The 24,012-nt window shown below is 72.5% G+C and carries 19 protein-coding genes; 10 read left to right on the forward strand and 9 right to left on the reverse strand.

Annotated elements, in window-relative coordinates:
- Positions 1-117: 117 nt before the first annotated feature.
- The gene (locus ACPPVO_RS31740) at positions 118-813 is read left to right on the forward strand and encodes a hypothetical protein (RefSeq protein ID WP_426502216.1); all 696 of its coding nucleotides are present in this window, start codon (positions 118-120) and stop codon (positions 811-813) included.
- Positions 810-1,130: a transcriptional regulator gene (locus ACPPVO_RS31745; RefSeq protein WP_426502217.1), complete on the forward strand. Its 321-nt coding sequence runs from the start codon at positions 810-812 to the stop codon at positions 1,128-1,130. The genes ACPPVO_RS31740 and ACPPVO_RS31745 overlap by 4 nt, the downstream gene beginning before the upstream one ends.
- Before the next feature lie 212 nt (positions 1,131-1,342).
- On the opposite strand, the gene ACPPVO_RS31750 is transcribed toward ACPPVO_RS31745, so the two are convergent.
- Both ACPPVO_RS31750 and ACPPVO_RS31755 read right to left on the reverse strand, forming a co-directional pair.
- Entirely contained in the window at positions 1,343-1,999 is a 657-nt protein-coding gene (locus tag ACPPVO_RS31750; protein ID WP_426502218.1) for a glycosyltransferase family 2 protein, read from the reverse strand.
- 37 nt (positions 2,000-2,036) lie between these two features.
- Positions 2,037-2,684: a GntR family transcriptional regulator gene (locus ACPPVO_RS31755; protein ID WP_426502219.1), complete on the reverse strand. Its 648-nt coding sequence runs from the start codon at positions 2,682-2,684 to the stop codon at positions 2,037-2,039.
- 47 nt (positions 2,685-2,731) lie between these two features.
- On the opposite strand from ACPPVO_RS31755, the gene ACPPVO_RS31760 reads away from it, so the two are divergent.
- Positions 2,732-3,235, forward strand: coding sequence for a YbhB/YbcL family Raf kinase inhibitor-like protein (locus tag ACPPVO_RS31760; RefSeq protein ID WP_426502220.1), 504 nt, complete (start codon positions 2,732-2,734; stop codon positions 3,233-3,235).
- Between the two features lie 48 nt (positions 3,236-3,283).
- Here the strand turns inward: ACPPVO_RS31760 and ACPPVO_RS31765 are convergent, their stop codons facing one another.
- On the reverse strand, positions 3,284-5,443 hold the full coding sequence (locus ACPPVO_RS31765; protein WP_426502221.1) for a discoidin domain-containing protein: 2,160 nt from the start codon (positions 5,441-5,443) through the stop codon (positions 3,284-3,286).
- A gap of 262 nt (positions 5,444-5,705) precedes the next feature.
- Between ACPPVO_RS31765 and ACPPVO_RS31770 the strand changes: the two genes are divergently transcribed.
- Together ACPPVO_RS31770 and ACPPVO_RS31775 are read left to right on the forward strand one after the other, a co-directional pair.
- The gene (locus tag ACPPVO_RS31770) at positions 5,706-6,557 is read left to right on the forward strand and encodes a DUF1996 domain-containing protein (protein WP_426502222.1); all 852 of its coding nucleotides are present in this window, start codon (positions 5,706-5,708) and stop codon (positions 6,555-6,557) included.
- Between the two features lie 285 nt (positions 6,558-6,842).
- On the forward strand, positions 6,843-7,700 hold the full coding sequence (locus tag ACPPVO_RS31775; protein ID WP_426502223.1) for a maleylpyruvate isomerase N-terminal domain-containing protein: 858 nt from the start codon (positions 6,843-6,845) through the stop codon (positions 7,698-7,700).
- A 36-nt stretch (positions 7,701-7,736) separates the two neighbouring features.
- Here ACPPVO_RS31775 and ACPPVO_RS31780 read toward each other — a convergent pair whose 3' ends face one another.
- The 5 genes from ACPPVO_RS31780 to ACPPVO_RS31800 form a co-directional block, all read right to left on the reverse strand.
- Positions 7,737-8,678: a hypothetical protein gene (locus tag ACPPVO_RS31780; RefSeq protein ID WP_426502224.1), complete on the reverse strand. Its 942-nt coding sequence runs from the start codon at positions 8,676-8,678 to the stop codon at positions 7,737-7,739.
- A 124-nt stretch (positions 8,679-8,802) separates the two neighbouring features.
- Complete coding sequence (locus ACPPVO_RS31785; protein WP_426514733.1) at positions 8,803-9,819, reverse strand: enediyne biosynthesis protein; 1,017 nt, start codon at positions 9,817-9,819, stop codon at positions 8,803-8,805.
- A 20-nt stretch (positions 9,820-9,839) separates the two neighbouring features.
- Positions 9,840-11,906, reverse strand: a complete 2,067-nt coding sequence (locus ACPPVO_RS31790) for a CRTAC1 family protein (protein ID WP_426502225.1) — start codon at positions 11,904-11,906, stop codon at positions 9,840-9,842.
- Between the two features lie 289 nt (positions 11,907-12,195).
- A complete protein-coding gene (locus tag ACPPVO_RS31795) occupies positions 12,196-12,624 on the reverse strand; it encodes an SgcJ/EcaC family oxidoreductase (protein WP_360390902.1) in 429 nt (142 codons plus the stop codon).
- A gap of 31 nt (positions 12,625-12,655) precedes the next feature.
- Positions 12,656-13,837: an acyl-CoA dehydrogenase family protein gene (locus ACPPVO_RS31800; RefSeq protein ID WP_426502226.1), complete on the reverse strand. Its 1,182-nt coding sequence runs from the start codon at positions 13,835-13,837 to the stop codon at positions 12,656-12,658.
- 173 nt (positions 13,838-14,010) lie between these two features.
- Here ACPPVO_RS31800 and ACPPVO_RS31805 point away from each other — a divergent pair, with 173 nt between their 5' ends.
- Together ACPPVO_RS31805 and ACPPVO_RS31810 are read left to right on the forward strand one after the other, a co-directional pair.
- On the forward strand, positions 14,011-15,615 hold the full coding sequence (locus ACPPVO_RS31805) for a 4-hydroxyphenylacetate 3-hydroxylase family protein (RefSeq protein ID WP_426502227.1): 1,605 nt from the start codon (positions 14,011-14,013) through the stop codon (positions 15,613-15,615).
- Complete coding sequence (locus tag ACPPVO_RS31810; RefSeq protein WP_426502228.1) at positions 15,608-16,972, forward strand: FAD-dependent oxidoreductase; 1,365 nt, start codon at positions 15,608-15,610, stop codon at positions 16,970-16,972. Before ACPPVO_RS31805 ends, ACPPVO_RS31810 begins: the two co-directional genes overlap by 8 nt.
- A gap of 99 nt (positions 16,973-17,071) precedes the next feature.
- Here ACPPVO_RS31810 and ACPPVO_RS31815 read toward each other — a convergent pair whose 3' ends face one another.
- Positions 17,072-17,338 (reverse strand): phosphopantetheine-binding protein, encoded by a 267-nt coding sequence (locus ACPPVO_RS31815; RefSeq protein ID WP_426502229.1) that lies wholly within the window; start codon positions 17,336-17,338, stop codon positions 17,072-17,074.
- A gap of 164 nt (positions 17,339-17,502) precedes the next feature.
- Here ACPPVO_RS31815 and ACPPVO_RS31820 point away from each other — a divergent pair, with 164 nt between their 5' ends.
- The 3 genes from ACPPVO_RS31820 to ACPPVO_RS31830 are packed head-to-tail and all read left to right on the forward strand — an operon-like array spanning position 17,503 to position 24,010.
- Positions 17,503-20,847 (forward strand): non-ribosomal peptide synthetase, encoded by a 3,345-nt coding sequence (locus ACPPVO_RS31820; protein ID WP_426502230.1) that lies wholly within the window; start codon positions 17,503-17,505, stop codon positions 20,845-20,847.
- Entirely contained in the window at positions 20,844-22,472 is a 1,629-nt protein-coding gene (gene cmdF, locus ACPPVO_RS31825) for a tyrosine 2,3-aminomutase (protein WP_426502231.1), read from the forward strand. The genes ACPPVO_RS31820 and cmdF overlap by 4 nt, the downstream gene beginning before the upstream one ends.
- A 35-nt stretch (positions 22,473-22,507) precedes the next feature.
- Positions 22,508-24,010 carry a tryptophan 7-halogenase gene (locus ACPPVO_RS31830; RefSeq protein ID WP_426502232.1) on the forward strand — a complete coding sequence of 501 codons (1,503 nt, stop codon included), beginning with the start codon at positions 22,508-22,510 and terminating at the stop codon, positions 24,008-24,010.
- The last annotated feature ends 2 nt before the right edge of the window (positions 24,011-24,012 follow it).

The following is a 24,012-nucleotide window of genomic DNA, read 5'->3' on the forward strand; positions in this document are numbered from 1 at the left end:
CTGCCACGCGCCGGTCGCGGGCCTCGCGGCGGCGACATGGGGCGGCGGTCGCTCGATGAGAGGCCGACGCGCCAACCGGTACTGGCGCCAATCGGTTTGTTGTGCAAACCTATTGGTATGACTTCCGATGCGGTTTCCGCCGGCGGGGACCCCCGCCGGCTGCTGGCCGACGTGCGCGAGCTCGCGCGCCGGGTCCGTCTCACCCAGCGGGTGACGTGGCTGCCGCTGCTCGTGCTGGGCGTGCTGACCCTCGGCGCGATCCCCGTGTACCGCTTCGGCTACCGGATCGTCAGCGACTGCCGCACCCTGCCCGACGGCGGCCGGGTCTGCCACGTCGAGATGGTGGCCGCGGAGATCTACTGGGCGCTGGCCCTCGCGGCCGGGTACATCGTGATCGCCACCGTGTACCTGCGCGTGGCCCGGTCCCGCGGCGTGGAGGCCCGGGTCCTGCCGTACGTCTTCACCGGCGTCGGGCTCGTCGTGCTGTTCTCCTTCGCCATGCGGTTCTGGGTCCACCTCGACCCGCCGCCGGACCTGGGCCGCCCGCCCGCCGCGGTCGAGGCGCTCTACCGCCTGGTCGACGTCACCGGCACGTTCGGGCTGGCCCTGCTGGTGCTGGCCTGGCTGGAGCGGCACGTCGCGCTGCTGGTGTTCGCGCTGGGGTACCTTGTCGTCGTGGTGGCGAAGGTCAATCTGGGCTGGGGCAACGGCTGGGGCAGCCGCTGGCAGTTCGCGCCGATGCTGACCATCACCGGCGGCCTGCTCCTGCTCGGCAGCGCCGGCTTCGCGCTGGCGCAACGGCGGGCCCGATGACCGAGGCCCCGCACCCCGTCAACGGCCTCGACGACGTCGTGCACCAGCGGGTCCGGCTGGGCATCCTGACCATCACGCACGAGGCCCGCCGGGTCGAGTTCGGCTTCCTGCGGGCCCAGCTGGAGCTGACCGCCGGCAACCTGTCCCAGCACCTCGGCGTCCTCGAGTCGGCCGGCCTGATCGAGGTCGAGAAGGGCTACGCGGGCAGGCGCGGCCGCACCTGGATCACCCTGACCCCGGCCGGCGACGCGGCGCTCGCGGCGGAGATCGGGCGCCTGAAGCAGCTCATCGCCCGCGTCGAGACTACGAACGGCTGACCGTCGCCGCGCCGCCCGTGCGTTCGGCCGCGGCCAGCAGGGCCAGCTCGAACTCGACCTCGGCGGGCACCGGCCGTCGCCCGGCCAGCGCGCGGGAATCCGGGCGAGCAGTTCCCGCGCGGTACGGCGGGCCGGTGGCCCCGTGCGCGTGGCCGCCAGCACCTCGGCGGTCGCGGCGATCGCGGTACGGATCGGGCGGCGCATCCAGGCCGTCAGGGCGCGGTTGCGCCGGGCCAGGAGCCGCTTCGCCGGCTCGGCGGACGCGCCCGGCGCCGGGTGGTGGTGCGCCACGACGTCGGCGCAGTAGGCCAGGCCGAGGCCGGCGGCGCGCAGGTCGAGGGCCACCCGGGCCTCCTCGCCGAAGAAGAACACCACCGGGTCGAAGCCGCCGCAGGCCAGGAACGCGTCGCGGCGCAGGAAAGGAAGCCCAGCACCGATGGGCCCGGCAGGTCGGCCGCGGTGCCGAGCGGGTCCTGCGCCATGAACGCCGACACCGGGTCGAGGCGTTCCTGCGGCCCGACGAGCGTGCGGGCCGCGACGAGCGCCAGGCGGGGCGCGGCGTCGAGGTGCCGGACGGCCCGGTTCAGCGCGCCCGGCGCCCACCAGGAGTCGTCGTCGGCGAACGCGATGTACGGCGTGCCGGCCGCGGCGGCCACGTGGTTGCGGGCGACCGCGCCCTCGTTGCGGCCCAGCCGGAGGTGGTGCACGTGCGGGAAGGCGGCCGCGAGCATGGCCGCGGTACCGTCGCGGGAACCGTTGCCGGCGACCACCACCGGCGGCGGCCCGGCGCCGCGATGCAGCTCGCGGAGGGTGCGTTCGAGTCCGGCGCACCGGTTCCGCGTGGCGATCACGACGGTGACCTTGGACATGGCGGTCCCCTTACCCCGGCAAAACCCACGAAACTCATCAGGACGGGGGCTCGATCGCGAGCGCCTCCACCGTGCGGCTCACGTGGATACGCAGGAGCTCGGCCGCCCGGTCGGCCGCGCGGGCCAGGGCGGCCTCCTCGATCGCGCGGTGCTCGGCGGCGTGGTCGCGGCCCGGGGCGGCGCGCGCCGACCAGCGGCGGGCGAGCTCGCTCGCGGTCCAGAGGCGGTCGAACGTCTCCAGCAGGGCGTCGTTGGCGCAGCCTTCCAGCAGTACCCGATGAAACAGCCGATGCGCCTCCGACCACGTGTCGAGGTCGTCCACCGGCGTGCCCGCCAGGCGGTGGTGGGCGGCCCGGACCCGGGCCTCCCACTCCAGGTCGCCGCGCTCGATCGCCAGCCGTAGCGTCGCCGGCTCGATGACGGCCCGGGCCTCGGCGACGCGCTGCCACCGTTCGTCGCCCGTCGCCGGTACGGCGAACCCGCGGTTCGGCAGCCGCTCCGCGAGCCCCTCGCCGACCAGGCGCAGCAGCGCCTCCCGCACGACGGCGAGGCTCACGCCGTGCTCGTTGGCCAGCTCCTGCGGCTTGAGCGCCTGCCGCGGCGCGTACTCGCCGCGCAGCACGCCCGCGCGCAGGCGCACGTATACCCGCTCCGACGGCTGTCGCTCGATGGGTTGCGTTGTCACATTCGCCACCCTAGCAGGGTAATCGATTATCTGTGAAGATATCGATTATGAGCGACAACGACCCCTTCGCGCGCCTGCCGCAGGTGCCCGGCTTCGACCTGACCAGCGCGACCCTCGGCGACGGCCGGCCCTTCGCGGGCCGGGCGGCCTCGCCGCAGCTCAGCTGGAGCGGCGCCCCGGCCGGCACCCGCAGCTACGCCGTGACCATGTACGACCCCGATGCCCCGACCGGCTCCGGCTTCTGGCACTGGGCGGTCGCCAACCTCCCGGCCGCCACCACGTCCCTGCCCGAGGGCGCGGGCGACGCCGCCGGCTCGGGCCTGCCCGCCGGCGCCGTGCAGCTGCCCAACGACGTGCGCCTGCCGCAGTACGTCCCCGCCGGCCCGCCGGCCGGGCACGGCGTCCACCGGTACTTCATCACCGTCCACGCCCTCGACGTCGAGGACATCGGCGTGCCCGCCGACGCGACGCCCGCGCTGCTGGGCTTCACCATGTCCGGGCACATCCTCGGCCGCGCCACCCTGGTCACGACGGCCGAGACCCCCGCCTGACGGGGTGCGGGGCCCGGCGGCAACCCGCGCCGCCGGGCCCCGCACCGGTCACGGGTAGCTGACCACGGTGTGCGGTGTCACCTTGCTCGGCAGGGCGGCGTCGCCCGTGTCGTTGATGACGTGGGTGATCGAGCCCTTGCCCAGCGAGACCGTCAGGATGTCGTGGAACTTGACGTCCGCGTTCACCGGGGCCTCGAACGAGTGGTAGGCCGCGATGGACGGGTCCGTCGTGAAGACGCAGTAGCTGCCCATGCCCCACGCCTCGTGCGAGGTGACGGTGTTGGCGACCTTGTAGGCGGCGTAGCCGGTGATCCCGTCGTGGGACCAGGCGGCGGCCGACGGCGGGTCGTAGGGCAGCTCGTTCTGGAAGAAGATCGTCTTGCCGCCGTTGCCGTTCCAGATGACGTTGTACTTCTCGAAGTGCTCCACGAACAGGCCGTACGCGGTGACGTTCTGGCCGTTGACGATGAGCCCGGTGTCGGCCGGGTTGGACGTCCAGCCCGCCCCGGCACCGTGGTCGGCCCGCCAGGACCAGATGTGGTCGATGATCGTGTTGTTGTTGTTGACCACGAGCGCGTTGGTGACCTTGGCCGCACCGGCGCCGCCGACCCGCAGGAAGACGTCCGAGACCAGGTTCGGCGCCCCCGCGTGGTTGCCGCCGGCACCGTTCGGGCCGACCTGCAGCAGGGCCGGGGAGTTCGTCGGGCCCGCGTCGAACAGCAGGCTGGCGATCTTGACCCCGTCGACGTCACCGACGGCCATCGGCAGGGCGCCGTTGTCCGCCACGATCGTCGCGTAGCCCAGGCCGAGCACCACGGTGCCGGCGCGGTTGATGTTCACGGTCGAGCCCAGGTGGTACACGCCCGGAGTGAACAGCAGGTTCAGGCCCTGCGCGACCGCCTGGTTCAGCGTCGCCGCGGTCACGCCCGGCTTCGCCACATAGAACTGGCTCAGCGGCAGCGACGTGCCCGGGGTCTGCCCGTTGATCCAGGTCGCACCGCTGCTGTTGGTCCGCTGCGACGGCACGAACACCCTGTAGCCCGACGCGTCGGCGTACAGGTACGGCTTCTCCTGCGTCACCGGCGACGTGGCGAGCGTCGTGATCGCCGGCGACGGGAAGCTGGTGGCGGGTGCGCCCTGGACCCCCGAGAACACCATGTTCCACAGGGCGCCCTTCCAGCTGCCGATCGTCGAGTCGCGGGTGAACCACTGCTGCTGCGAGCACGGGCTGATCTGCCCGCTCACCCGGCTGTCGGCGATGTACCCGCCGGACGCCCACCCGCAGTTCGGCGACGCGAGCGTCATGCCGCCGTGCACGTCCATCCGGCGGAACGGCGCCGCCTGGGCCACCGCCCACCGGTCCGTGCCCGACACCGGGTACAGGGACAGGTTCTCGGCCGAGCGCCAGAAGTTCTGGGTCGCGTTGCCCTGCATCCAGCCCGCGTCGACCGTGACGTCGCCGTGGATCTGCACGTCCTGCGGGTTCTGGCCGAGGCCGCTGATCGACGTGTAGAAGCCGAGCTGGGCGTTGAGGCCCGAGTACGAGCCCGGCTTGAACAACAGCTGGTAGCGCTCGTCGCCGAACTGGTTCTTCTCCTGCTGCGTGAAGATCTGGTCCAGCCGGGCCTGGATGGTGGCCGAGGACTGGCCCGGGTCGAAGACGACCACGTTCGAGCCGAGATCGCCGCCGCCCGGCAACTGCGGGCCGCCCGGATCGCCGGCGTAGACGGCGAACTCGTACAGCGAGTACCCGTACTGGGTCGCCCGCGTCGTGCCGTACATCCGGATGTAGCGGCCGGAACCGTTCACCGCCAGGGTCTCGGTGCCGCCGGCGCCGGTCGTGGTCGAGTAGACCGGGCTCCAGCCGCTCACCCCGTCGGCCGAGACCTCGATGCGGTACGCGGTCGCGTACGACCGCTGCCACGTCAGTACCACCTGGCAGATCTGGGTCGTGGCCCCGAGATCGATCTGAATCCACTGTGGATCGACACCGTGCGCGCTCGACCAGCGCGACGAGCCGGACCCGTCGACCGCCTTGGCCGGTCCGAGGCTCGCGCTCTCGGACGACGAAGCGGTGGCCGGACGGTTGAGGGCGGCATTTGTGGTACCGCACGCCGCCGCGGCGACCGCGGGCCGGTCGACGGCGACGAGCGCGGCCGCCGCGAGCAGCAGCGCGGCGGCGAGCAGTGTTCGGCGTATGGTTTGCATGGCGGCTCCCGGACAGTATTCGCCGCCGCGCGGCGTGAACGGCGCGGCGCGGTACGGCGGGGCGGATGACTGGACGGTAGGCCCGCCGCTCAGCCGTGGACAACCGTTTGCCATGAGTTGCCAAATCGATCACGGTGCGTCCAATGTGGACCATGAAATGGCATGGCAACTCAATGGCAAGCGCTTTCCCCGCCGTCGCGGAGGCTGCTACGGTCCGCAGCTACCAATTGCCGATGCTCGATTCACCGCCAAGGAGTCGAACATGAGCATCAGATCCATGCTGCCCATCGCCGTCGCGGCCCTCGCCGTGGCCGGCGCCGCCGCGATCGCCGGCCCGGCGCTCGCCGCCGACGACCCGCCCCGCACCCAGTACCACGAAATGCACGCCAACTGCACCGTCAACCACACGCTCAGCGACGACCCGATCGTCTTCCCGGGCCTGCCCGGCGCCTCGCACAACCACTCGTTCATCGGCAACCCGTCGGTGAACGCGAACTCGACCCCGCAGTCACTGGTCGGCGGGGCCACCTCGTGCGAGGACACCCTCGACGCGTCCGGCTACTGGTTCCCGACGCTGCTGCAGCGCGGCGTGCCGCTGCAGCCGGACAAGCCGACCGTCTACTACAAGTCCGCCGTGCGCGACTACCGCACCGTCAAGCCGTTCCCGGCCGGGTTCAAGCTCCTGGTCGGCGACGCCAAGACCCCGGACGTCGCCCACTTCACCGGCAACTGGCAGTGCACCGGCTACAAGGGCACGGACATCCCGCCGTCCTGCCCGGCGGGCGCGACGCTGCAGGTGCGCCTGACCGCCCCGAGCTGCTGGGACGGCGTCCACCTGGACACCGCCGACCACAAGTCCCACATGGCGTGGCCGGTCTCGGGCGTGTGCCCGGCCGATCACCCGGTCCCGCTCCCGATGCTGGAGATCAAGCTGCCGTACCCGCTGAAGAACGGCGACACGGGCGGCCTGGCCTACGCCTCGGGCGCGAGCTACACGTTCCACTACGACTTCATGAACGGCTGGGACCCGGCGCGCCAGAGTTACCTCGTCCAGTACTGCATCAATGGCGGACGGCAGTGCAACGGCTTCGGCGAGGACCCGAAGAACCCCTGATGCCCCGCGGATCGACCGGCTCGGGTGCCGACCGCCATCGGCCCCGAGCCACCCGCCTGTGGCGGCGTGCCCGAAGACACGGCACAGTCCGCATCGCGGACGCTTTCTGTCAGGCGTCGAGGGTGGGCCGGCGGCGCTGGGCGACGCTGGAAGTCCAGCTTCGACGACGCCGAGCTGGACCACGTCCTCAAGCGGATGCTGCACCTGGACCACATCCACCACGGACCGGGCAGCGCAGCACGCCAGGAGTTCCGGTCACCGCGGGCCGTCTGCGACCGTGGATCCGTGACGCAACAGTGGACGCTCGCCCGGTCGGCCCTGCGCGGCGCGGGGGCACGGTTCCGCGGCCTGCTCACCGGCGCGGACGATCCCCGGGCGCCGGCGACGCGGGACTGGACGATCGCGGACTCCGCGGCCCACGTGCTGGGGATCGCGCTGCTGTACGTCGAGCTCGTCGAGCCCGGGACCAGGCTGCTGGACGTCCCCGGGCTCGCCGAGGTCATGTCGACCACCAACGTCGACACCGTCGCCGACGTCAACGCCCTCGTGCTGCGCCACTTCGCCGAGCGCGACCCGGCCGCGCTGGCCGCCGCGCTCGGCGACGCGATCGAGCGGATCCTCGCCGCCACCGCGGACATGGCGCCGCAGACGCCGATCCCGTGGCTGGGCTCGTCCCTCGTCCCGGTCTCGGGCGTCGTGTCGCACCTCGTCAACGAGCTGCTGGTGCACGGCTGGGACATGGCCCGCGCGGCCCGGCGCCCGTGGCCGATGCCGGACGAGGAGGCGGCGCTGTACTGGGACCAGTTCTTCCTCGGCATGCTGCGCCTGGACTACGGCACGCTGCTGAACACGTCGCTGCCGATGCCGCGCCACCCGATCGCCGTGCGGTTCCGCTCCGCGCACACCCCGGAGGCGACGATCATGCTCGGCGACCGGCGGGTGTGGATCGCCCCGGACGAGCAGCCCTACGACGTGCGCGTCACGTTCCGGCCGGCCCGGTTCAACCTGATGCTGTTCGGGCGGATCAGCACCGCGACCGCGGCCCTGCGCCGCGACGTCGTCGTCGGCGGCCCGCGGCCGTGGCGCCTGCCCGCCTTCCTGCGCGTGGTCCACATGCCCAACGGGCGCCTGGCGCCGGCCTGAGCCGCGACCGGTCCGGCCGCGGCCCGGGCCCGGCGGTCAGGTGTTGTACGGCATGGTCGGGAACCAGCCCCAGCCGAACATCGAGGGCACCCGCACGTCCCAGTAGACGACGGTGAAGACGCCCAGGGCGATCAGCAGCGCCGCGGTGATGACGGTCGTGCGCCGGGGCGCGGCCGCCATCCAGCGCAGGAACCGGCCGCCGGTGCCGAGGGTCAGCAGCGCGAACAGGGCCGTGACGATCAGGATGTTGCCGAGCGACTGCAGCACGAACGCGGCCGCCCCGTACAGCGGGTTGTGCGTGTCGGCGGCCCAGTGGAACAGCTTGTTGAACAGCGGGTACGGCCGGCCGATGAGGAAGCCGCCGACCAGCGCGCCGAGCGCGACGACCCGCCCCACGGGCCGGTCGCGGAACACGTCGGGCAGCACCCCGAGCGCGGCGAGCCCGAGGTAGGTCAGGGCCAGCCCGATCACGCCGAAGACGACCATCGACTGGATGAGGCGTACCGGTACGGTGCCGACCACCGCGGCCGACAGCTGCGGCAGGTCGTCGCCGATGAGCACGCCGACGAAGCCGTAGACGGCCGAGACCGACACCATGCCGAGGGTGAGCCAGCCGATCGGCCGCAGCAGCGTCCGGAACAGCCCGGAGCGGCGCTGGGCCTCCCCGCCGGCGATGCTGAGCGGGCCGATCGACGCCGCCATCGCGATGTTGCAGGCGGTGAAGGTGCCGGCCAGCCCGGAGACGAACGCGAACACCAGGCCGGCCGCGGTGCCGGCGATCGCCGTCTTCTTGGCGTCGTGACCGAGCAGCGTGTTGGCGACATTGTCGCCGATCACCTTGTCGACCAGTTCGAAGGACCAGAGCACGGCGAGCAGCAGGCCCGCGGCGACGCTCCACCCGACGACCGCGCCTCTGCGGATCGGGCGCTCGAGGCCGCCGGCGGCCGGGCGGGTCAGGGAACGGGGGGCAGTGGTCATGGGAGCTTCCCTCCTGCCGTACGGGGTTCAGGCGGCCCCGGTCCGGGGCCGCCTGATGGTTCGGTCACGCCGGATGCGGCGCGACTTGGTGCGGGCCGGGCGACCCTGGCCGCCCGGCCCGGGCTCATGCCGTGACGGGTACCGCAGCCGGTGCCGGTGTCGCCGCCGGCTCCGGCGCCCGCCGCTCCCGCAGCCACTTGGCCCACCAGAACAGGCCGCGCAGGAGGCACACGATGGTGACGGCGAAGAACAGCGTGTAGACGACGTTGAACAGCATCAGCAGGCCGTAGACCATTGCCACGTTCGCGCCGAACATGAACTGGTTGCGCGCGGGGCCGGGCGTCGTGCCCGGGTCCGTGATCATGTAGTTGGTGAACAGCACGAATGCCACCCCGGTCATCGGGGCCAGGGCCGCCCACAGCGCGACGTCCCAGACGTAGTGGCGGATCAGCGCCTGGATGACGAACCCGCCGACCCAGCCGACGATGAGCGGCACCTTCTTGGTCAGCATCGCGTTGAGCACGGTGCCGGCGGTGATGATCACGACCGGGACGACGATGCGGATCACGTCCGGCACGTGCTCGGTGAAGTGGTACGGCGGGGCGACGTTCACCCACGGGAACGCGAGCAGCGCCACGGTGATGCCGAGGTTGGACGGGTTCATGAAGTGCCGCAGCCGGCCCTTGATCGGGGCCTGCAGCACGTACTTCCCGCCGACCGCGACGACGACCGCGAACGCGATCGGCCAGAACACGTCGTTGGCGTAGAGCAGCATGTTGGCCGCGAGGGCGGTGATGTGGGTCGGGAGCAGGAACGTGTACACGCCCCAGGCCCCGTTGCCCGAGTAGGCGGCCGGCCGGCGCAGCGCCCGCGCCTGCACCGTCTCGAAGGCGAACTCCGCCGTGTAGCCGACCAGCAGCGACAGCAGCGGCCAGGTCCACGGCTGCTCGAAGCCGAGCACGGTGTAGCCGAGGATGTTGAAGATGCTCATCGAGATCGCGAAGTTGCGCAGCGCGAGGTAGCGCGGGTCGCGGGCGTCGACCCGGGGCGCCTTGCCCGGGGTGGCCGCCGGCTCCGGCCGCGCCGGTGCGGCCGGCGTGAGCTTGGCGGGCGGGGTCGCGGTGGGCACCGCATCGGTCATGGGGGCCTGCTGTACGTCCGTCACGGCGTCGTCACCTCCTGGGCTTGGTCGGTCAGCATGAGGTTGTGCCAGCCGGCGCTCAGGTCGAGCTTCTGGTGGTGCGTGGCGCCGGTGGTGTCACGCCAGCTCAGCTCGGCCGAGACCGGCTTGGCGCCGGCGGCGCCGAGGCCGAAGAAGACGTCGAAGCTGCGCTTGCCGGAGTGCCCGCCGCCGCCGTCGAGCTGGGCCACCTGGACCCGGCCGTCGGCGGTGCGGATGCGTACGACCGCGCCGTAGGCGGGGGTCGCGGGGGCACCGGTGGTCGCGCCGGTCCCGGTCGTACCGGTCGCGCCCGTCGTGCCGGTCGTGCCGGTCGTGCTGGTCGTGCCGGTCGTGCCGGTTGTGCCGGTTGTGCCGGCGGTCCCGGTCGTGCCGGTCGCGCCCGTCGTCGCCGGGCGGTACAGGCGGAGGCCGAGGAAGTCGCTCATGGCGGTGTTGCCGTTGCGGTAGTACGCCGGCGGGCCCCACTGGCGGGCCACGGCGAAGTCCTGGCTGCCGTCGCCGTCGGTGTCGGCGACCGCGAGCCCGCGCGTCGGCGTCTCCACGGCCAGGCCCAGGTTGGCGCTGAGGTTGGTGAACCGGCCGGTGTGCTCCTCCCTGACCCAGAAGGCCAGGGGGTTGGAGCCGGCGATGTCATCACCGGGTTCCGCCTTCGGCCACATGTCCGGCTCCTGCAGCAGCAGGTCGTTGCTCATCGCGAGCTCCTGCAGCCAGTTGAACCGGTTGATGGTGCCCTTGACGAAGCCGCAGGTCTGCACGACGACGAGCCGGCCGCTGTTGTCGAAGTCGGCCATCTTCGCGTCCCAGCCCCAGCCGACCCAGGCGAGGTTCTTCGCCGCGGCCTTGTTCTCGAACGGCGCGACGCCGTCGGCCAGGTCGGCGCGGGCCGCCTCCGGGGTCGCCGCGGTGTTGCTCCAGACGAAGTTGCTCTCCTCCAGGCCCCACGACTCGGTGATGTTGCTGACGAAGAGGTCGAACCGGCCGCGGCCGTCGAGGTCGCCGAACTCGGCCGACATCCCCTTGAACGAGTCGTGCCCGACGACCAGGGACTTGGGCGTCGTCGGGCCCCGGCTCCCCTCGGCCAGCGCGAACTTGATGTGGCCCGGGGTCGAGACGTTGTGGAAGAAGCGGTCCTGGCCGAAGTCGTTGGCGAGGTACAGCTCCGGCAGCAGGTCGCCGTCGAGGTCCGCGGAGGCGGAGCCGAGCGTCCAGCCGGTGGAGTACCTCGGGTCGATGGCGACCTGCTCCTCGAACGTGGCCGTCGGCTGGTCGCCCGCGGTCGCGGACTTCCAGCGCATGACGTGCGCGCCGCCGGCGTTCTGGGCCCGGGACATCGAGTGGTTCATCGTCACGTCGGGGTGGCCGTTGGGGTCCAGCACCTGCGTGTCGGGGAAGTAGTTGAACACCCCGATGTCGGCGTGGCCGTCACCGTCGAAGTCGGCCACCGCCACGGCGTTGGTGTTCCACAGCGGCCCCTGGTAGCCCCCGTCCGGCGTGGACTTGCCGGGGATCAGCTCGACCGGCGCGAACGCGTCGAGGCTCAGCGACTTCGCGCCGGCCTTGTGCATGAACAGCACCGGGGTGCGGCCCCAGTAGTTGACCAGCACGTCCATCCGGCCGTCGGCGTTGAAGTCGCCCGGCGTGCAGCCCATCGGCGCGATCGCCGGGCCCATGGGCAGCTTCGCCGACGGGTCGAGGACGAAGGGCGCGTAGGTCCCGCCGCTGTCCGGCGCCGGGGTCACGATCACGGAGTCGCTGCGGGTGTCGACGAGGCACAGGTCGTTGGCCACGCCCTCGCCGTCGAGGTCGTTCACGGCCACCGCGGCCCCGACCGAGGAGATCCACGCCTTGATGTGCTCGTACTTGGGGTTGACCACCCGCACGGTGTGCTCGGGCAGGCCCGGCGGCATCGCGATCGGCAGCTCGGTGAACTTGAACCGTGACGCCATCGCCGCCCGGTCGGAGGCCGATACGGAAGGCAGCCGCGCGTTGACGTACAACGCGCCGACCACCACGAGAACGAAGCAGATTGGGATGAGTCGGCGCATCAAACCGACAGGTTGCGCTGGCAACGGTCCCCCTTAACTGGTCGGAAGAGTCTTTGGCGGCCATTTCTGCGATCCGATTTCAACCTCCCGAAAAGAATGCGGACCACAGCTATCTTCACTGCTACGGGTATCTATGTCTTCTCAAAACGTGCTCATCGATGTTCCTGAATAGACAGGGGATAGTGGCGCTTTCCGAGACCCGCGTCCGCATTGTTCGAAACGCACCCGAACGACAGCGCCGCCCCGCCGGAAACGGCGGGGCGGCGCGGGTATTGCGGCCGGGTGACGCTCAGGCGGCCTTGTCGCGGGGGGTGTTGACGTACGCCGACAGCCGCCACTGGCCGTCGTGCCGGACGACGACCCAGGCGGCCCGGATCGCCTCGGCGTCGGACACCTCGGACTCCCCCGCCGCCATGACGCCGCCCTGCGACAGCAGGATCGCCGCGTCCGGGCCGAGCGGGCGCAGGTCGATCGGCTTGCCGGTGACCTGGGTGCCCTTGTAGCGGCCGGCGAAGCCGTCGGCCATGTAGTCCCGGATGCTCGCGCGCCCCTTCAGGTGCACCCCGGGCATCGTCATCGTGCCGTCGTCGACGAACACGCCGGCGAACGCGTCGGCGTCGTGGTACGCCCACGCGGCGATGACCCGCTGGGTCAGCGACGCGACCGCCGCCTTGTCGGCGTCGGACAGGTCCGTCGGGCTGGTCGTGCTGCTCGTCATGCTGTGTCCTCTCGGGCTGGGCCGCGGCCGGTCAGATGTAGAGCGTGTTGGGCTCCAGGCCGCACAGGACGCGGCCGTAGAGCTCGGCGTTGGTGTTCGGGTGCATCAGGGCGTGCAGGTGTACCGCGTGGATGTCGCGCATGACCCGCTGGATCGGCAGGTCGGTGTAGATCGACGAGCCGCCGCTGGCCCCGGCGAGGATGTCCACGGCCTCCTTGGCGCGCTGCACGACGGCGCCCATGTCGGCCCGGGCCTGCACCCGCTCGGTCAGCGTCCACTCGCCGCCGCCGGCGCCCTTGCCGTCGACCAGCGCGGTCAGCCGGTGGGCGTGGAACTCCGCCTCGTCCAGGCGCAGCACCGCGTCGGCGACCTGCAGGTGCGTCACCGGCGCCTCGCGCTGGCTGTCGTAGCCGGTGTAGCTGATCTTCCGGCCCGGGAGCCGGTGCAGGAACGCGTCCTGGGCCGCGCGGCCCAGCCCGACGATCGCGCCGACCGACGACGCGGACGCCACCGGCAGCAGCGGGCTGCGGTAGATCGGCGACTCCGCGTTGACCTTCGAGGCCGACTGGCCCGCCAGGACCACCGGCAGCGGCAGAATCCGGTCCTGCGGGACGAAGAGATCCTTGGCCACGGTACCGACGCTGCCCGTGCCCTTGAGCCCGAAGGTGTTCCAGTCGTCGACGATGAGCAGGTCGGCCATCGGCACGAGACCGATGACCGGATAGGGCTCGCCCTCGGCCGGCACGTGGATGGCGATGATGACCTGCCAGTCGGCGTGGTGGGCGCCGCTGATGAACTGCCACTTGCCGTTGACCACGACGCCGCCCTCGGCCGGGAACGCCATCGCCGACGGGCTCAGGGTGCCGCACACGCGGGTGTCCGGCCCGGCGAACACCTCGTCCTGCACGTGGTCGGGGAACATGCAGGCCATCCAGCCGGGGATCCACGTCACCGAGGTGACCCACGCCGCGGAGCCGTCGCCCCGGCCGAGCTCGGTGGCCACGTCGACGAGCGTGCGGGTGTCGACCTCGAGCCCGCCGTACTGCCGCGGCCGGCGCAGCTTGAACATGTCGGCGGCGGTGAGCGCCTCGACCACCTCCTCGTGCAGGCGCCGGTGCTCCTCCGCCCACGGCGCGTGCCTGCGCAGCAGGGGCACCAGCTCCGCCGCGCGCCCGACGAGATCCTCGCGGGTTGGAGCATCCGTCGTCGTCATAGCCATCTGACTCCTCTCGAGTCCACGCCGAACCGTCCACCAGACACCGTGCCGACCGGCGGGCCGCCCGGCATCTCCGGCCGTGCGGTCCTTCCCGGCACACGCGCGCGGCGCCGGCAGCTGCGCACGATGGGAGAGGGCCACGGCGCCGGCGGCTGCCACCATCGGTGCTCATGACCACCCGCCCGCTGACCGGCGACGAGTACGTCGAGAGCCTCCGCGACGACCGCGAGGTCTACATCTACGGCGAGCGCGTCCGAGACGTGACGACGCACCTCGCGTTCCGCAACCCCGTCCGGATGGTCGCCCGGCTCTACGACGCGCTGCACGACCCGGAGCACCGCGACGTGCTGACCGCGCCGACCGACGCGCCCGGCAGCGACGGCTGGACGCACCGGTTCTTCACCACCCCGCGCAGCGCCGAGGACCTGGTCGCCCACCAGGGCGCGATCGCGGCCTGGGCCCGGCTCACCTACGGCTGGATGGGCCGCAGCCCCGACTACAAGGCGTCGTTCCTCGGCACGCTCGGGGCCAACGCCGAGTACTACGCGCCGTACTCCGCCAACGCCCGGCGCTGGTACCGCGAGTCGCAGGAGAAGGTCCTGTACTGGAACCACGCGATCGTGCACCCGCCGGTCGACCGCAAGCTGCCCGCCGACAAGGTCGGGGACGTCTTCGTGCACGTGGAGCGCGAGACCGACGCGGGGCTCGTGGTCAGCGGGGCCAAGGTCGTCGCCACCGGCTCGGCGCTCACCCACTACAACTTCATCGCGCACTACGGCCTGCCCATCAAGGACCGCAAGTTCGCCGTCGTGGCGACCATCCCGATGGACGCGCCCGGCATGAAGCTGATCTGCCGGCCGTCCTACGGCGCCGCCGCGGCGATGACCGGCAGCCCGTTCGACTACCCGCTCTCCTCCCGCCTCGACGAGAACGACTCGATCCTGGTGCTGGACAAGGTGCTCATCCCCTGGGAGAACGTCTTCATCTACGGCGACCTGGCCAAGGTGCAGCTGTTCACCGGGCGCTCCGGGTTCCCCGAGCGGTTCACCTTCCACGGCTGCACCCGGCTGGCGGTGAAGCTGGAGTTCATCGCCGGCCTGCTGCTCAAGGCGCTGGACATCACCGGCACCCGCGACTTCCGCGGCGTGCAGAGCCGCCTCGGCGAGGTCCTGGCGTGGCGCAACCTGTTCTGGGCGCTGTCCGACGCCGCGGCGCGCAACCCGGTGCCGTGGACCGGCGGCGCGGTGCTGCCCAACCCCCAGTACGGCCTGGCCTACCGGTGGTTCATGCAGATCGGCTACCCGCGGATCAAGGAGATCGTCCAGCAGGACGTCGCCAGCGGCCTGATCTACGTCAACTCCAGCGCCGAGGACTTCCAGAACCCCGACCTGCGGCGGTACCTCGACACCTACGTCCGCGGCTCCAACGGCGTCGACGCGGTACAGCGGGTCAAGGTCATGAAGCTGCTGTGGGACGCCGTCGGCACCGAGTTCGGCGGGCGGCACGAACTGTACGAGCGCAACTACGCCGGCAGCCACGAGGACACCCGGGTCGCGCTGCTCTCCGCGCAGATGGCCGGCGGCCTCACCGACGGCTACGAGGCGTTCGCCGACGCGTGCCTGTCCGAGTACGACCTGGACGGCTGGACGGTACCGGACCTCGACTCGTTCAAGGACCTGCGCCGGCTGCGCACCGACCTGATGAACGGCCGGCCCGACGCCGCGGGCCCCCCGACCCGATCAGACTCACGACTGGAGGACGGCCAGGATGGTTGACTACGTCGCAGACCGAGCCGTGGTGCTCGGCGGTGGCATCGGGGGCCTGCTCGCCGCCCGGATACTCGCCGACTCCTACCGGCACGTGTCGCTGGTGGACCGCGACCGGCTGCTCGGGGTGCGGGACCCGCGCCGCGGGGTGCCGCACGGCCGGCACGCGCACGCGCTGCTCGCGAAGGGCCAGCACATCCTCGAGGAGCTGTTCCCGGGCCTCGACAAGGCGATGGCGGCCGAGGGCGTGCTCGCCGGCGACCTTTCCGGGAACCTGCGCTGGTACTTCAACGGCAAGCGCCTCAGCCAGGCCCGCACCGGGCTCTCCAGCGTGTCGGCGACCAGGCCGGTGCTGGAGGCCCACGTGCGCGCCCGGGTGGCCGAGCTGTCCAATGTGGAGTTCCTGGAGGGCTGCACGATCCGGGGCCTGGTCACCACTGCCGACCGCAAGCGGGTCATCGGTGTCGAGGTGCTCGACGACGGCGCCGCGGCCGCCACCCAGGTGCTGCGGGCCGACCTCGTGGTCGACGCGACCGGCCGCGGCTCCCGGATGCCGGCGTGGCTCGAGGAGTTCGGCTACGCCCGCCCGGCCGAGGACCGGGTGAAGATCGACATGGCGTACACCACGCGGCACTTCCGGCTGCGCGAGGACCCGTACGGCACCGACCTGAGCATCAACCCGGTCGCCTCCCCCGCCTTCCCGCGCGGCGCGTTCTTCCCCAAGCTGGGCGACGGCGTCTCCATGCTCTCGCTGACCGGCATCCTCGGCGACTACCCGCCCACCGACCACGAGGGGTTCCTCGCCTTCGCCCGCTCGCTGCCGGCCCCGGAGATCTACGAGACCATCCGCACCGCGGAGCCGGTCGACGAGGCGGTCAGCTTCCGCGTGGCGGCGAGCGTGTGGCGCCGCTTCGACCGGCTGCGCGAGTTCCCGGCCGGGCTGCTGGTGTTCGGCGACGCGGTGTGCGCCTTCAACCCGGTCTACGGCCAGGGCATGACCGCCGCCGCCCTGGAGGCGGTCGCGCTGCGCGAACACCTCCAGCGCTTCGGCGACCCGCAGGCGCTGCGGTTCTTCCGCGAGATCAAGCCGCTGATCGGCGTGCCGTGGGAGATCTCGACCGGCGGCGACCTGGGCTTCCCGGGCGTCGAGGGCCCCCGCACCCTCAAGGTGCGCCTCGCCAACGCCTACATGTCGCGGCTGCACGCGGCGGCGGTCCACGACGGCGCCGTCACCCGGACCTTCTTCCGGGTCGCCGGGCTGGTCGACCCGCCGACGGCGCTGATGAGCCCGGGCACGATGCTGCGCGTCCTGCGCGGCGGCCGGGCGACGGGCCCCGCGCCGGCCCCCGAGCACGCCCTGACGTAAGCCCGGGGAAACACGAAACGTAGCCTCAGGAACACCCGCCGGGAATTGCCCGGCGGGTGTTTCCTGAGGCTTTGGCGAAAACGACGTTGCTATGAACTTTCAGGCCACCGGCGTCGTCGCGGCGGCCAGCACCGCACTCGTGAACCGGTCCAGGTCGGGATCCTCGAACAGAATGCCGACGTCGACCGGCACGCCGAGCTCGTCCTCGACCCGGGCGGTGATGCGCACCGCGGAGATGGACTGCCCCTGCAGGTCGAAGAACGTGAGGTCACGCCGCCCTTCGGGCATGTCCAGCACGTCCTTCCAGATCTCCTCGACACGCTTGGCGATCACGTCCGGATCGAGGTCGCCCGCTTGCTCCACCATCGGCCATGCTCCTTTCGCGAATACCACCGCGACCAATTGTCGGCGGCCCCAGCGGACGCGGTCATCCTTCAGATTGCGCTCGGACGCGGGCGTTTCCGGCACGGTCGGCGAGTAAGCGCAAAACACAAGAAGTTCCGGCCCCGCCGGCGTGCAACGATGCCTTCGTGGCTGATCCGAACACGGTGACCGCGACCAATGCCTCGCATTCCCCGACCGATGTCGTACCGACCTCGCACGCGCAGGACGCGTGGTGGCTGCTGGAGCACCTGGTGCCGGACTCGGCGGAGCACCGGGTGGCGTGGCAGTACCGGATCTCGGGCCGGCTGCGCGTCGACCGGCTGCGCAGCGCGTGGCTCGCGGTGCTGCACCGGCACGAGATCCTGCGCTCGTCGATCGCCGACGCCGGCGGCCGCCCGCACCAGCGCGCGACCGTGCCGGCCGCGGACACGTTCTCGGTGGTCGACCTGACGCTGCTGGACTGGCCCGGGCGGCAGCGGCGCGCCGAGGAGCTCAGCGCCGCCCTGGTCGCCGGGCGGCTCAGCGTCACCGCGGGCCCGATGATCCGGCTGACCGTGGTCCGGGTCGCCGCCGACGCCCACCACGCGGTGCTGGTCGTGCACCGGGCGGTGGCCGACGAGCGCTCGGTCGCGCTGCTCGTGGACGAGGTCTCCAGCGAGTACGCCGAGGCGCCGCCGCGCCCGCCGGCGCTGCGCTACGCCGACTTCGCCCGCCGCGAGCGCGAGCGGTCCGAGGCCGACCTGCTGCGCTGGTGGACGGCCGAGCTGACCCCGCTGCCGGCCCCCGTGGCCCTCCCCGGCGACCGCCACACGCCGTCCCCCGGCGGCGTGCTGCCGTTCGACTGGGGCACCGGGTTCGGCCGCCGCCTGACCGCGTGGTGCCAGGCCGGGAAGGAGGGCCAGTCCACCGTGCTGCTGGCGGCCTGGCTGGCCGTGCTGGGCCGGTACGCGGCCGGCGAGCCGGTGGCGGTCGGCGTGACCACCACGGTGCGCCCGCCCGAGTTCGCCGGCGTCGTCGGGCCCTTCGACAACCTGCTGGTCGTCGGCGCGGACCTGACCGGCGCGCCGTCGTTCCGCCAGTTCGTGCGCCGGGTCGCGGCCACCGCCGAGGCGGCCCTGGCGCACCGGGAGATGCCGTTCGGCCGGCTCCTGGCCGGGCTCGACGTGGACCGCGAGCCGGGCCGGGCGCCGCTGAGCGACGTGCGGTTCGAGTACCGCACCGACCCCATGCCGTCGCTGCGGCTGGCCGGCGCCGACGTGATGGGCCGGCGCATCGACGCCGCCCCGGCCCGCTCCGAGCTCACCGTGACCGTGCGGCAGGTCCACCCGTCCGTGACCGGGACGGTCGGCTACCGGGGCGGCGCGGCCGGACGGGCCGTGGCCGCCCTCGTGCTCGCGCACGTGCGCACCCTGCTCGACGCCGCGCTCGCCGCGCCCGACCGCCCGGTGCCGGACCTGCCCATGGACGACATGCTGCGGACCCGCCGGATCGCGGCCACGTCCGACCGCATCGCCGACGGACCGCCGGGCGCGCCGGTGCACGAGCTGGTCCGGCGCCACGGCGAGGACTCCGGCGCCATCGCGGTCGGCACCACCACCTACCGGGAGCTGCTGCGCCGGGCCGCGGCCATCGCGGCCCGGCTGGACGCGCCGGGCGCCCCGGTCGCGATCCGGATGCCGCACGGCGCCCCGCACCTGGCCGCCTCCCTCGGCGTGCTGCACAGCGGCGGCCACCTGATCTGGCTCGGGACCGGCGAGGCCGGCGAGCGGGCCCGGGCCGTGCTCAGCGAGCAGCGCCCGGCCGCCCTGCTCGTCGCCGGCGACCCCGCCGCCGACGAGCTCGCCACCTGGTTCCGCGAGGAGCTCGGCGGCCGCGTCCTCGACGTTCTGACGTTCTGGGACGAGGACGCGGCCGGCGACGGCGGCGGGGCGGTCGTGGCGGCGGACCGGCCCGCCTACGTGGCGCACACGTCCGGCTCCACCGGCCGGCCGAAGGGCATCGCCCAGACCCACGGCGCGCTCTCCCAGTTCGTCTCCTGGATGGGCGACGCGTTCGGGCTGGGCCCCGGCGCCCGGGTGGCGCAGTGGGTCGCCGCCGACCACGACCCGAGCCTCTGCGAGGTGTTCGCGACGCTCGTGGCCGGCGGGACGCTGTGCCCGGTGCCGGACCGCGCGCGGGTGCACCCCGAGCGGTTCGTGGCCTGGCTGGCCGAGGAGCGGGTGACGTTCCTGCAGACCGTGCCGAGCTTCGCCCGCGAGGTCCTCGCCGCGATCCGCGCCACCGGCGCCGCCGGCCGGCTCGCCCTCGACCACCTGGTGCTGATGGGCGAGGCGGTCCCCGGCGAGCTGGTCCTGGCCCTGCGCGCGACCCTGCCGGGCACCCGCGTGGTCAACCTCTACGGCCCGACCGAGACCATCGCGGCGACCTGGTGCGAGCTGGGCCCGGGCCTGGTCGACGAGGGTACCGCGGTGGTGCCGATCGGCGCCGCCATCCCGGGACGGCGGGTCCTGGTCGTCGACGAGGACGACCGGCCGTGCCCGACCGGCGTGACCGGCGAGATCGTCATCTGCGGCCCGCACGTGGCGGACGGCTACGTCGGCGACCCGGCGAGCGGATCGTTCCGCCCGCTCGCCGGGCCGGGCGGCCGCTGCTACCGGACCGGCGATCTCGCCCGGCGCCGCCCGGACGGGCTGCTGGAGTTCCGCGGCCGCCGCGACCAGCAGGTCAAGCTGCAGGGCAACCGCCTGGAGCTGGCCGAGATCGAGGCCGCGCTGGCCGCCGACGACTCCGTCGCGGAGTGCGTGGTGGTGCCGCGCAAGGACCGCGACGGCCTCGTGGTGCAGCTGGTCGCCTACGTGGTGGCCCGGCCCGGCGACGACGGCGCGCCCGCGGCCGGCCCGGCCCGGTGGCGCGCGACGCTGCGGACCCGGTTCGGCCGGCAGCTGCCGATCCTGTTCGAGCCGTTCCCGGGCCGCCTGCCCCGCAACATCGCGGGCAAGGTGGACCGCCGCCGGCTGCCGGCGCCGCGCGCGCTCGCCGCCGAGGCGGCCCGGCCGCCGCAGACGGCGCTGGAGCAGGACGTCGCCGAGCTGTTCGCGCAGCTGCTCGGGGTGCCCCGCGTCGGCGCGCACGAGACGTTCTTCGCGGTCGGCGGGCACTCGCTGCAGCTGATGCAGCTGGTGCACCGCGTACGCGAGCGGTTCGGGGTGCAGCTCTCGCTCGCCGACTGCCTCGCGGGTCCCACGGTCGCCGCCCTGTCCGCCCGTATCGCGGCCGCGGGCACGCCCCGAACCCCGTCCGGCCGCCCGGCGGGCGCCGAAGAGCCGGCCCCCTCCGGCCGCCCGGCGGGCGCCGAACAGCCAGCCCCCTCCGGCCGCCCGGCGTCCGCGGGCACGCCGCCAACCCCCTCCGGCCGCCCAGCGGGCGCCGAACAGCCAGCCCCCTCCGGCCGCCCACCGGGCGCCGGACAGCCAGTGGAGGAACTGAGATGACGCGAGCCGACACCGAGCAGGTAGTGCTCAACGGCAACGACCTGACCATCCCCGACGTGCGCCGGATCGCCGAGGACCGCGCGCCGTGCGAGGTCTCGCCGTCCGCGCTGGCGAAGGCGACGAAGAGCCGCGCCATGTTCGAGGACATCGTCGCCCTGGACATCCCGATCTACGGGGTCACCACCGGCTACGGCGAGATGATCTACATGCTCGTCGGCACCTCCAAGGAGGTGGAGCTGCAGACCAACCTCGTGCGCAGCCACAGCGCCGGGGTGGGTCCGCTGTTCGCCGAGCACGAGGCGCGGGCGATCGTCATCGCCCGGCTCAACGCGCTCGCGAAGGGCTACTCCGCGGTCCGGCCCGAGGTGCTGGAGCGCCTGGCGCTGTACCTCAACCTCGGCATCACCCCCGCGATCCCGGAGATCGGCTCGCTGGGCGCCAGCGGCGACCTGGCCCCGCTGTCGCACATCGCCTCCACCGTCATCGGCGAGGGCTACCTGCTGCGCGACGGCAAGCGGGTGCCGACCGGCCCGGTGCTGCGCGAGCTGGGCATCGAGCCCCTCGAGCTGCGGTTCAAGGAGGGCCTGGCGCTGATCAACGGCACCTCGGCGATGACCGGGCTCGGCGCGCTGGTCGTCGACCGGGCGCTGACCCAGGTCCGCCAGCACGAGATCGTCACCGCGCTGGTCATCGAGACGCTGCAGGGCTCGCGCAGCCCGTTCCTGCCGGAGGGGCACGACGTGGCCCGCCCGCACCAGGGGCAGATCGACACCGCGGCCAACATGCGCGGCCTGATGGCCGGCAGCCGGCTCACCGTCGAGCACGCCGACCTGCGCCGCCAGGTCGCCGACAGCGGCGACCAGGGCAAGGGCGACGGCACCCTGGAGACCGGGGCGGTCCAGCGGACCAAGGTCTACCTGCAGAAGGCGTACTCGCTGCGGGCCATCCCGCAGATCCTGGGCTCGGTGCGCGACACGCTGTACCACGCGACGAACAAGCTCGACATCGAGCTGAACTCGGCCAACGACAACCCGCTGTTCTTCGTGGGCCAGGAGGTCTTCCACGGCGCGAACTTCCACGGCCAGCCGATCGCGTTCGCCATGGACTTCGTCACCATCGCGCTGACCCAGCTCGGGGTGCTCTCGGAGCGGCAGAGCAACCGGCTGCTCAACCGGCACCTCTCCTACGGCCTGCCGGAGTTCCTGGTCGCCGGCGACCCGGGGCTCAACAGCGGGTTCGCCGGCGCGCAGTACCCGGCGACGGCGCTGATCGCGGAGAACCGGACCATCGGCCCGGCCAGCACGCAGAGCGTTCCGTCCAACGGGGACAACCAGGACGTGGTCAGCATGGGCCTCATCTCGGCCCGCAACGCCCGGCGGGTGCTGCAGAACAACAACACGATCCTGGCCCTGGAGTACCTCGCCGCCGCCCAGGCGGTGGATCTGTCGGGTCGCTACGACGGGCTCAGCGTGGCGGGCAAGGCCACCTACGACGCGATCCGCGCGCTGGTGCCGACGCTCGACCACGACCGCTACATGGCCGACGACCTCGAGGCCGTCGGCGACGCACTGTCGCGGGGCGTCTTCGCCGCCGCGATCGCCCGGACCGACGTCGAGATGCGCTGACCGGCACCAGCCGCACGCAAGGAGGAGGACGCAACGTGAGCAACCCCATCAACGCCGAGTTCGACGTCGTGGTCGTCGGCGGCGGCCCGAGTGGTTCGACCGTGTCGACGCTCGTGGCGATGCAGGGCCACCGGGTCCTGCTGCTGGAGAAGGAGAAGTTCCCGCGGTACCAGATCGGCGAATCGCTGCTGCCGGCGACCATCCACGGCATCTGCAAGATCCTCGGCGTGTCGGAGGAGCTGAAGAACGCCGGCTTCCCGATCAAGCGGGGCGGTAGCTTCCGGTGGGGCAAGAACCCCGAGCCGTGGGAGTTCTCCTTCTCCCTGTCCTCGAAGTTCGTCGACGGCGCCTCCACCGCCTACCAGGTCGAGCGGATGAAGTTCGACCAGATCCTGCTGGACAACGCCCGGCGCAAGGGCGTCGAGGTGCGCGAGGAGGCGTCGGTCGCCGACGTCATCGAGGAGGACGGCCGGGTCGTCGGCGTGCGCTACACCGACGCCGGCGGCCGCGAGCACGAGGTGCGCAGCCGCTACCTCGTGGACGCGTCGGGCAACAAGAGCCGCATCCACGGGCGGATCGGCGGCCGCCGGGTCTACTCGGAGTTCTTCCGCAACCTGGCGCTGTTCGGCTACTTCGAGGGCGGCAAGCGGCTGCCGGCGCCCAACGAGGGCAACATCCTCGCGGTCGCGTTCGAGGCCGGCTGGTTCTGGTACATCCCGCTGTCCGCGACCCTCACCAGCGTCGGCGTGGTCCTGCTGCCCGAGGAGCTCGAGCGGGTCCAGGGCGACCAGGAGAAGGCGCTGCTGGCGCTCATCGACGAGTGCCCGCTGATCGCGGAGTACCTCGCCGGCGCCAAGCGCGTCACCGAGGGCACGTACGGCGAGGTCCGGGTCCGCAAGGACTACTCCTACGTGCAGGAGAAGTTCTGGCGGCCGGGCATGGTCCTGTCCGGCGACGCGGCGTGCTTCATCGACCCGGTGTTCTCCCAGGGCGTGCACCTGGCGACCTACGGCGGCCTGCTGGCGGCCCGCTCGCTCAACACCGCCCTCGCCGGCGACGTGCCGGAGCAGGCCGCGTTCGAGGAGTTCGAGACGCGCTACCGGATGGAGTACGCGCGCTTCCACGACTTCCTCGTCGCGTTCTACGACATGCACCAGGACGAGGACTCGTACTTCTGGAAGGCCAAGAAGGTCACCCGCAACGCGGCCTCGCACGTCGAGTCGTTCGTGGAGCTGGTCGGCGGCGGCGCCTCGCACGAGATCGCCCTCGTCGACGCCGACTCGTACGTGAGCGCGCGGTCCGCGGCCTTCGAGGAGCTCTCCGAGATCGTCGACCGGCGGGCCCGCGGCGAGGCGGAGAACCACGAGCTGCTGAAGTCGGCGCTGATCCGTTCGGTGGCCAAGGAGGGGCACCGGATCCAGGCGCAGGCCGTGACCGGCAGCAACCTCGACGAGCAGGTACCGATCCGCCCGGGCGGCCTCGTGCCGTCGACCGACGGCCTGCACTGGTCCGTGCCGGCCGCCCAACCGGACGCCTGAGG

Origin of the sequence: Dactylosporangium sp. McL0621 (genome assembly GCF_049995355.1) — a bacterium.
GTDB lineage: Bacteria > Actinomycetota > Actinomycetes > Mycobacteriales > Micromonosporaceae > Dactylosporangium.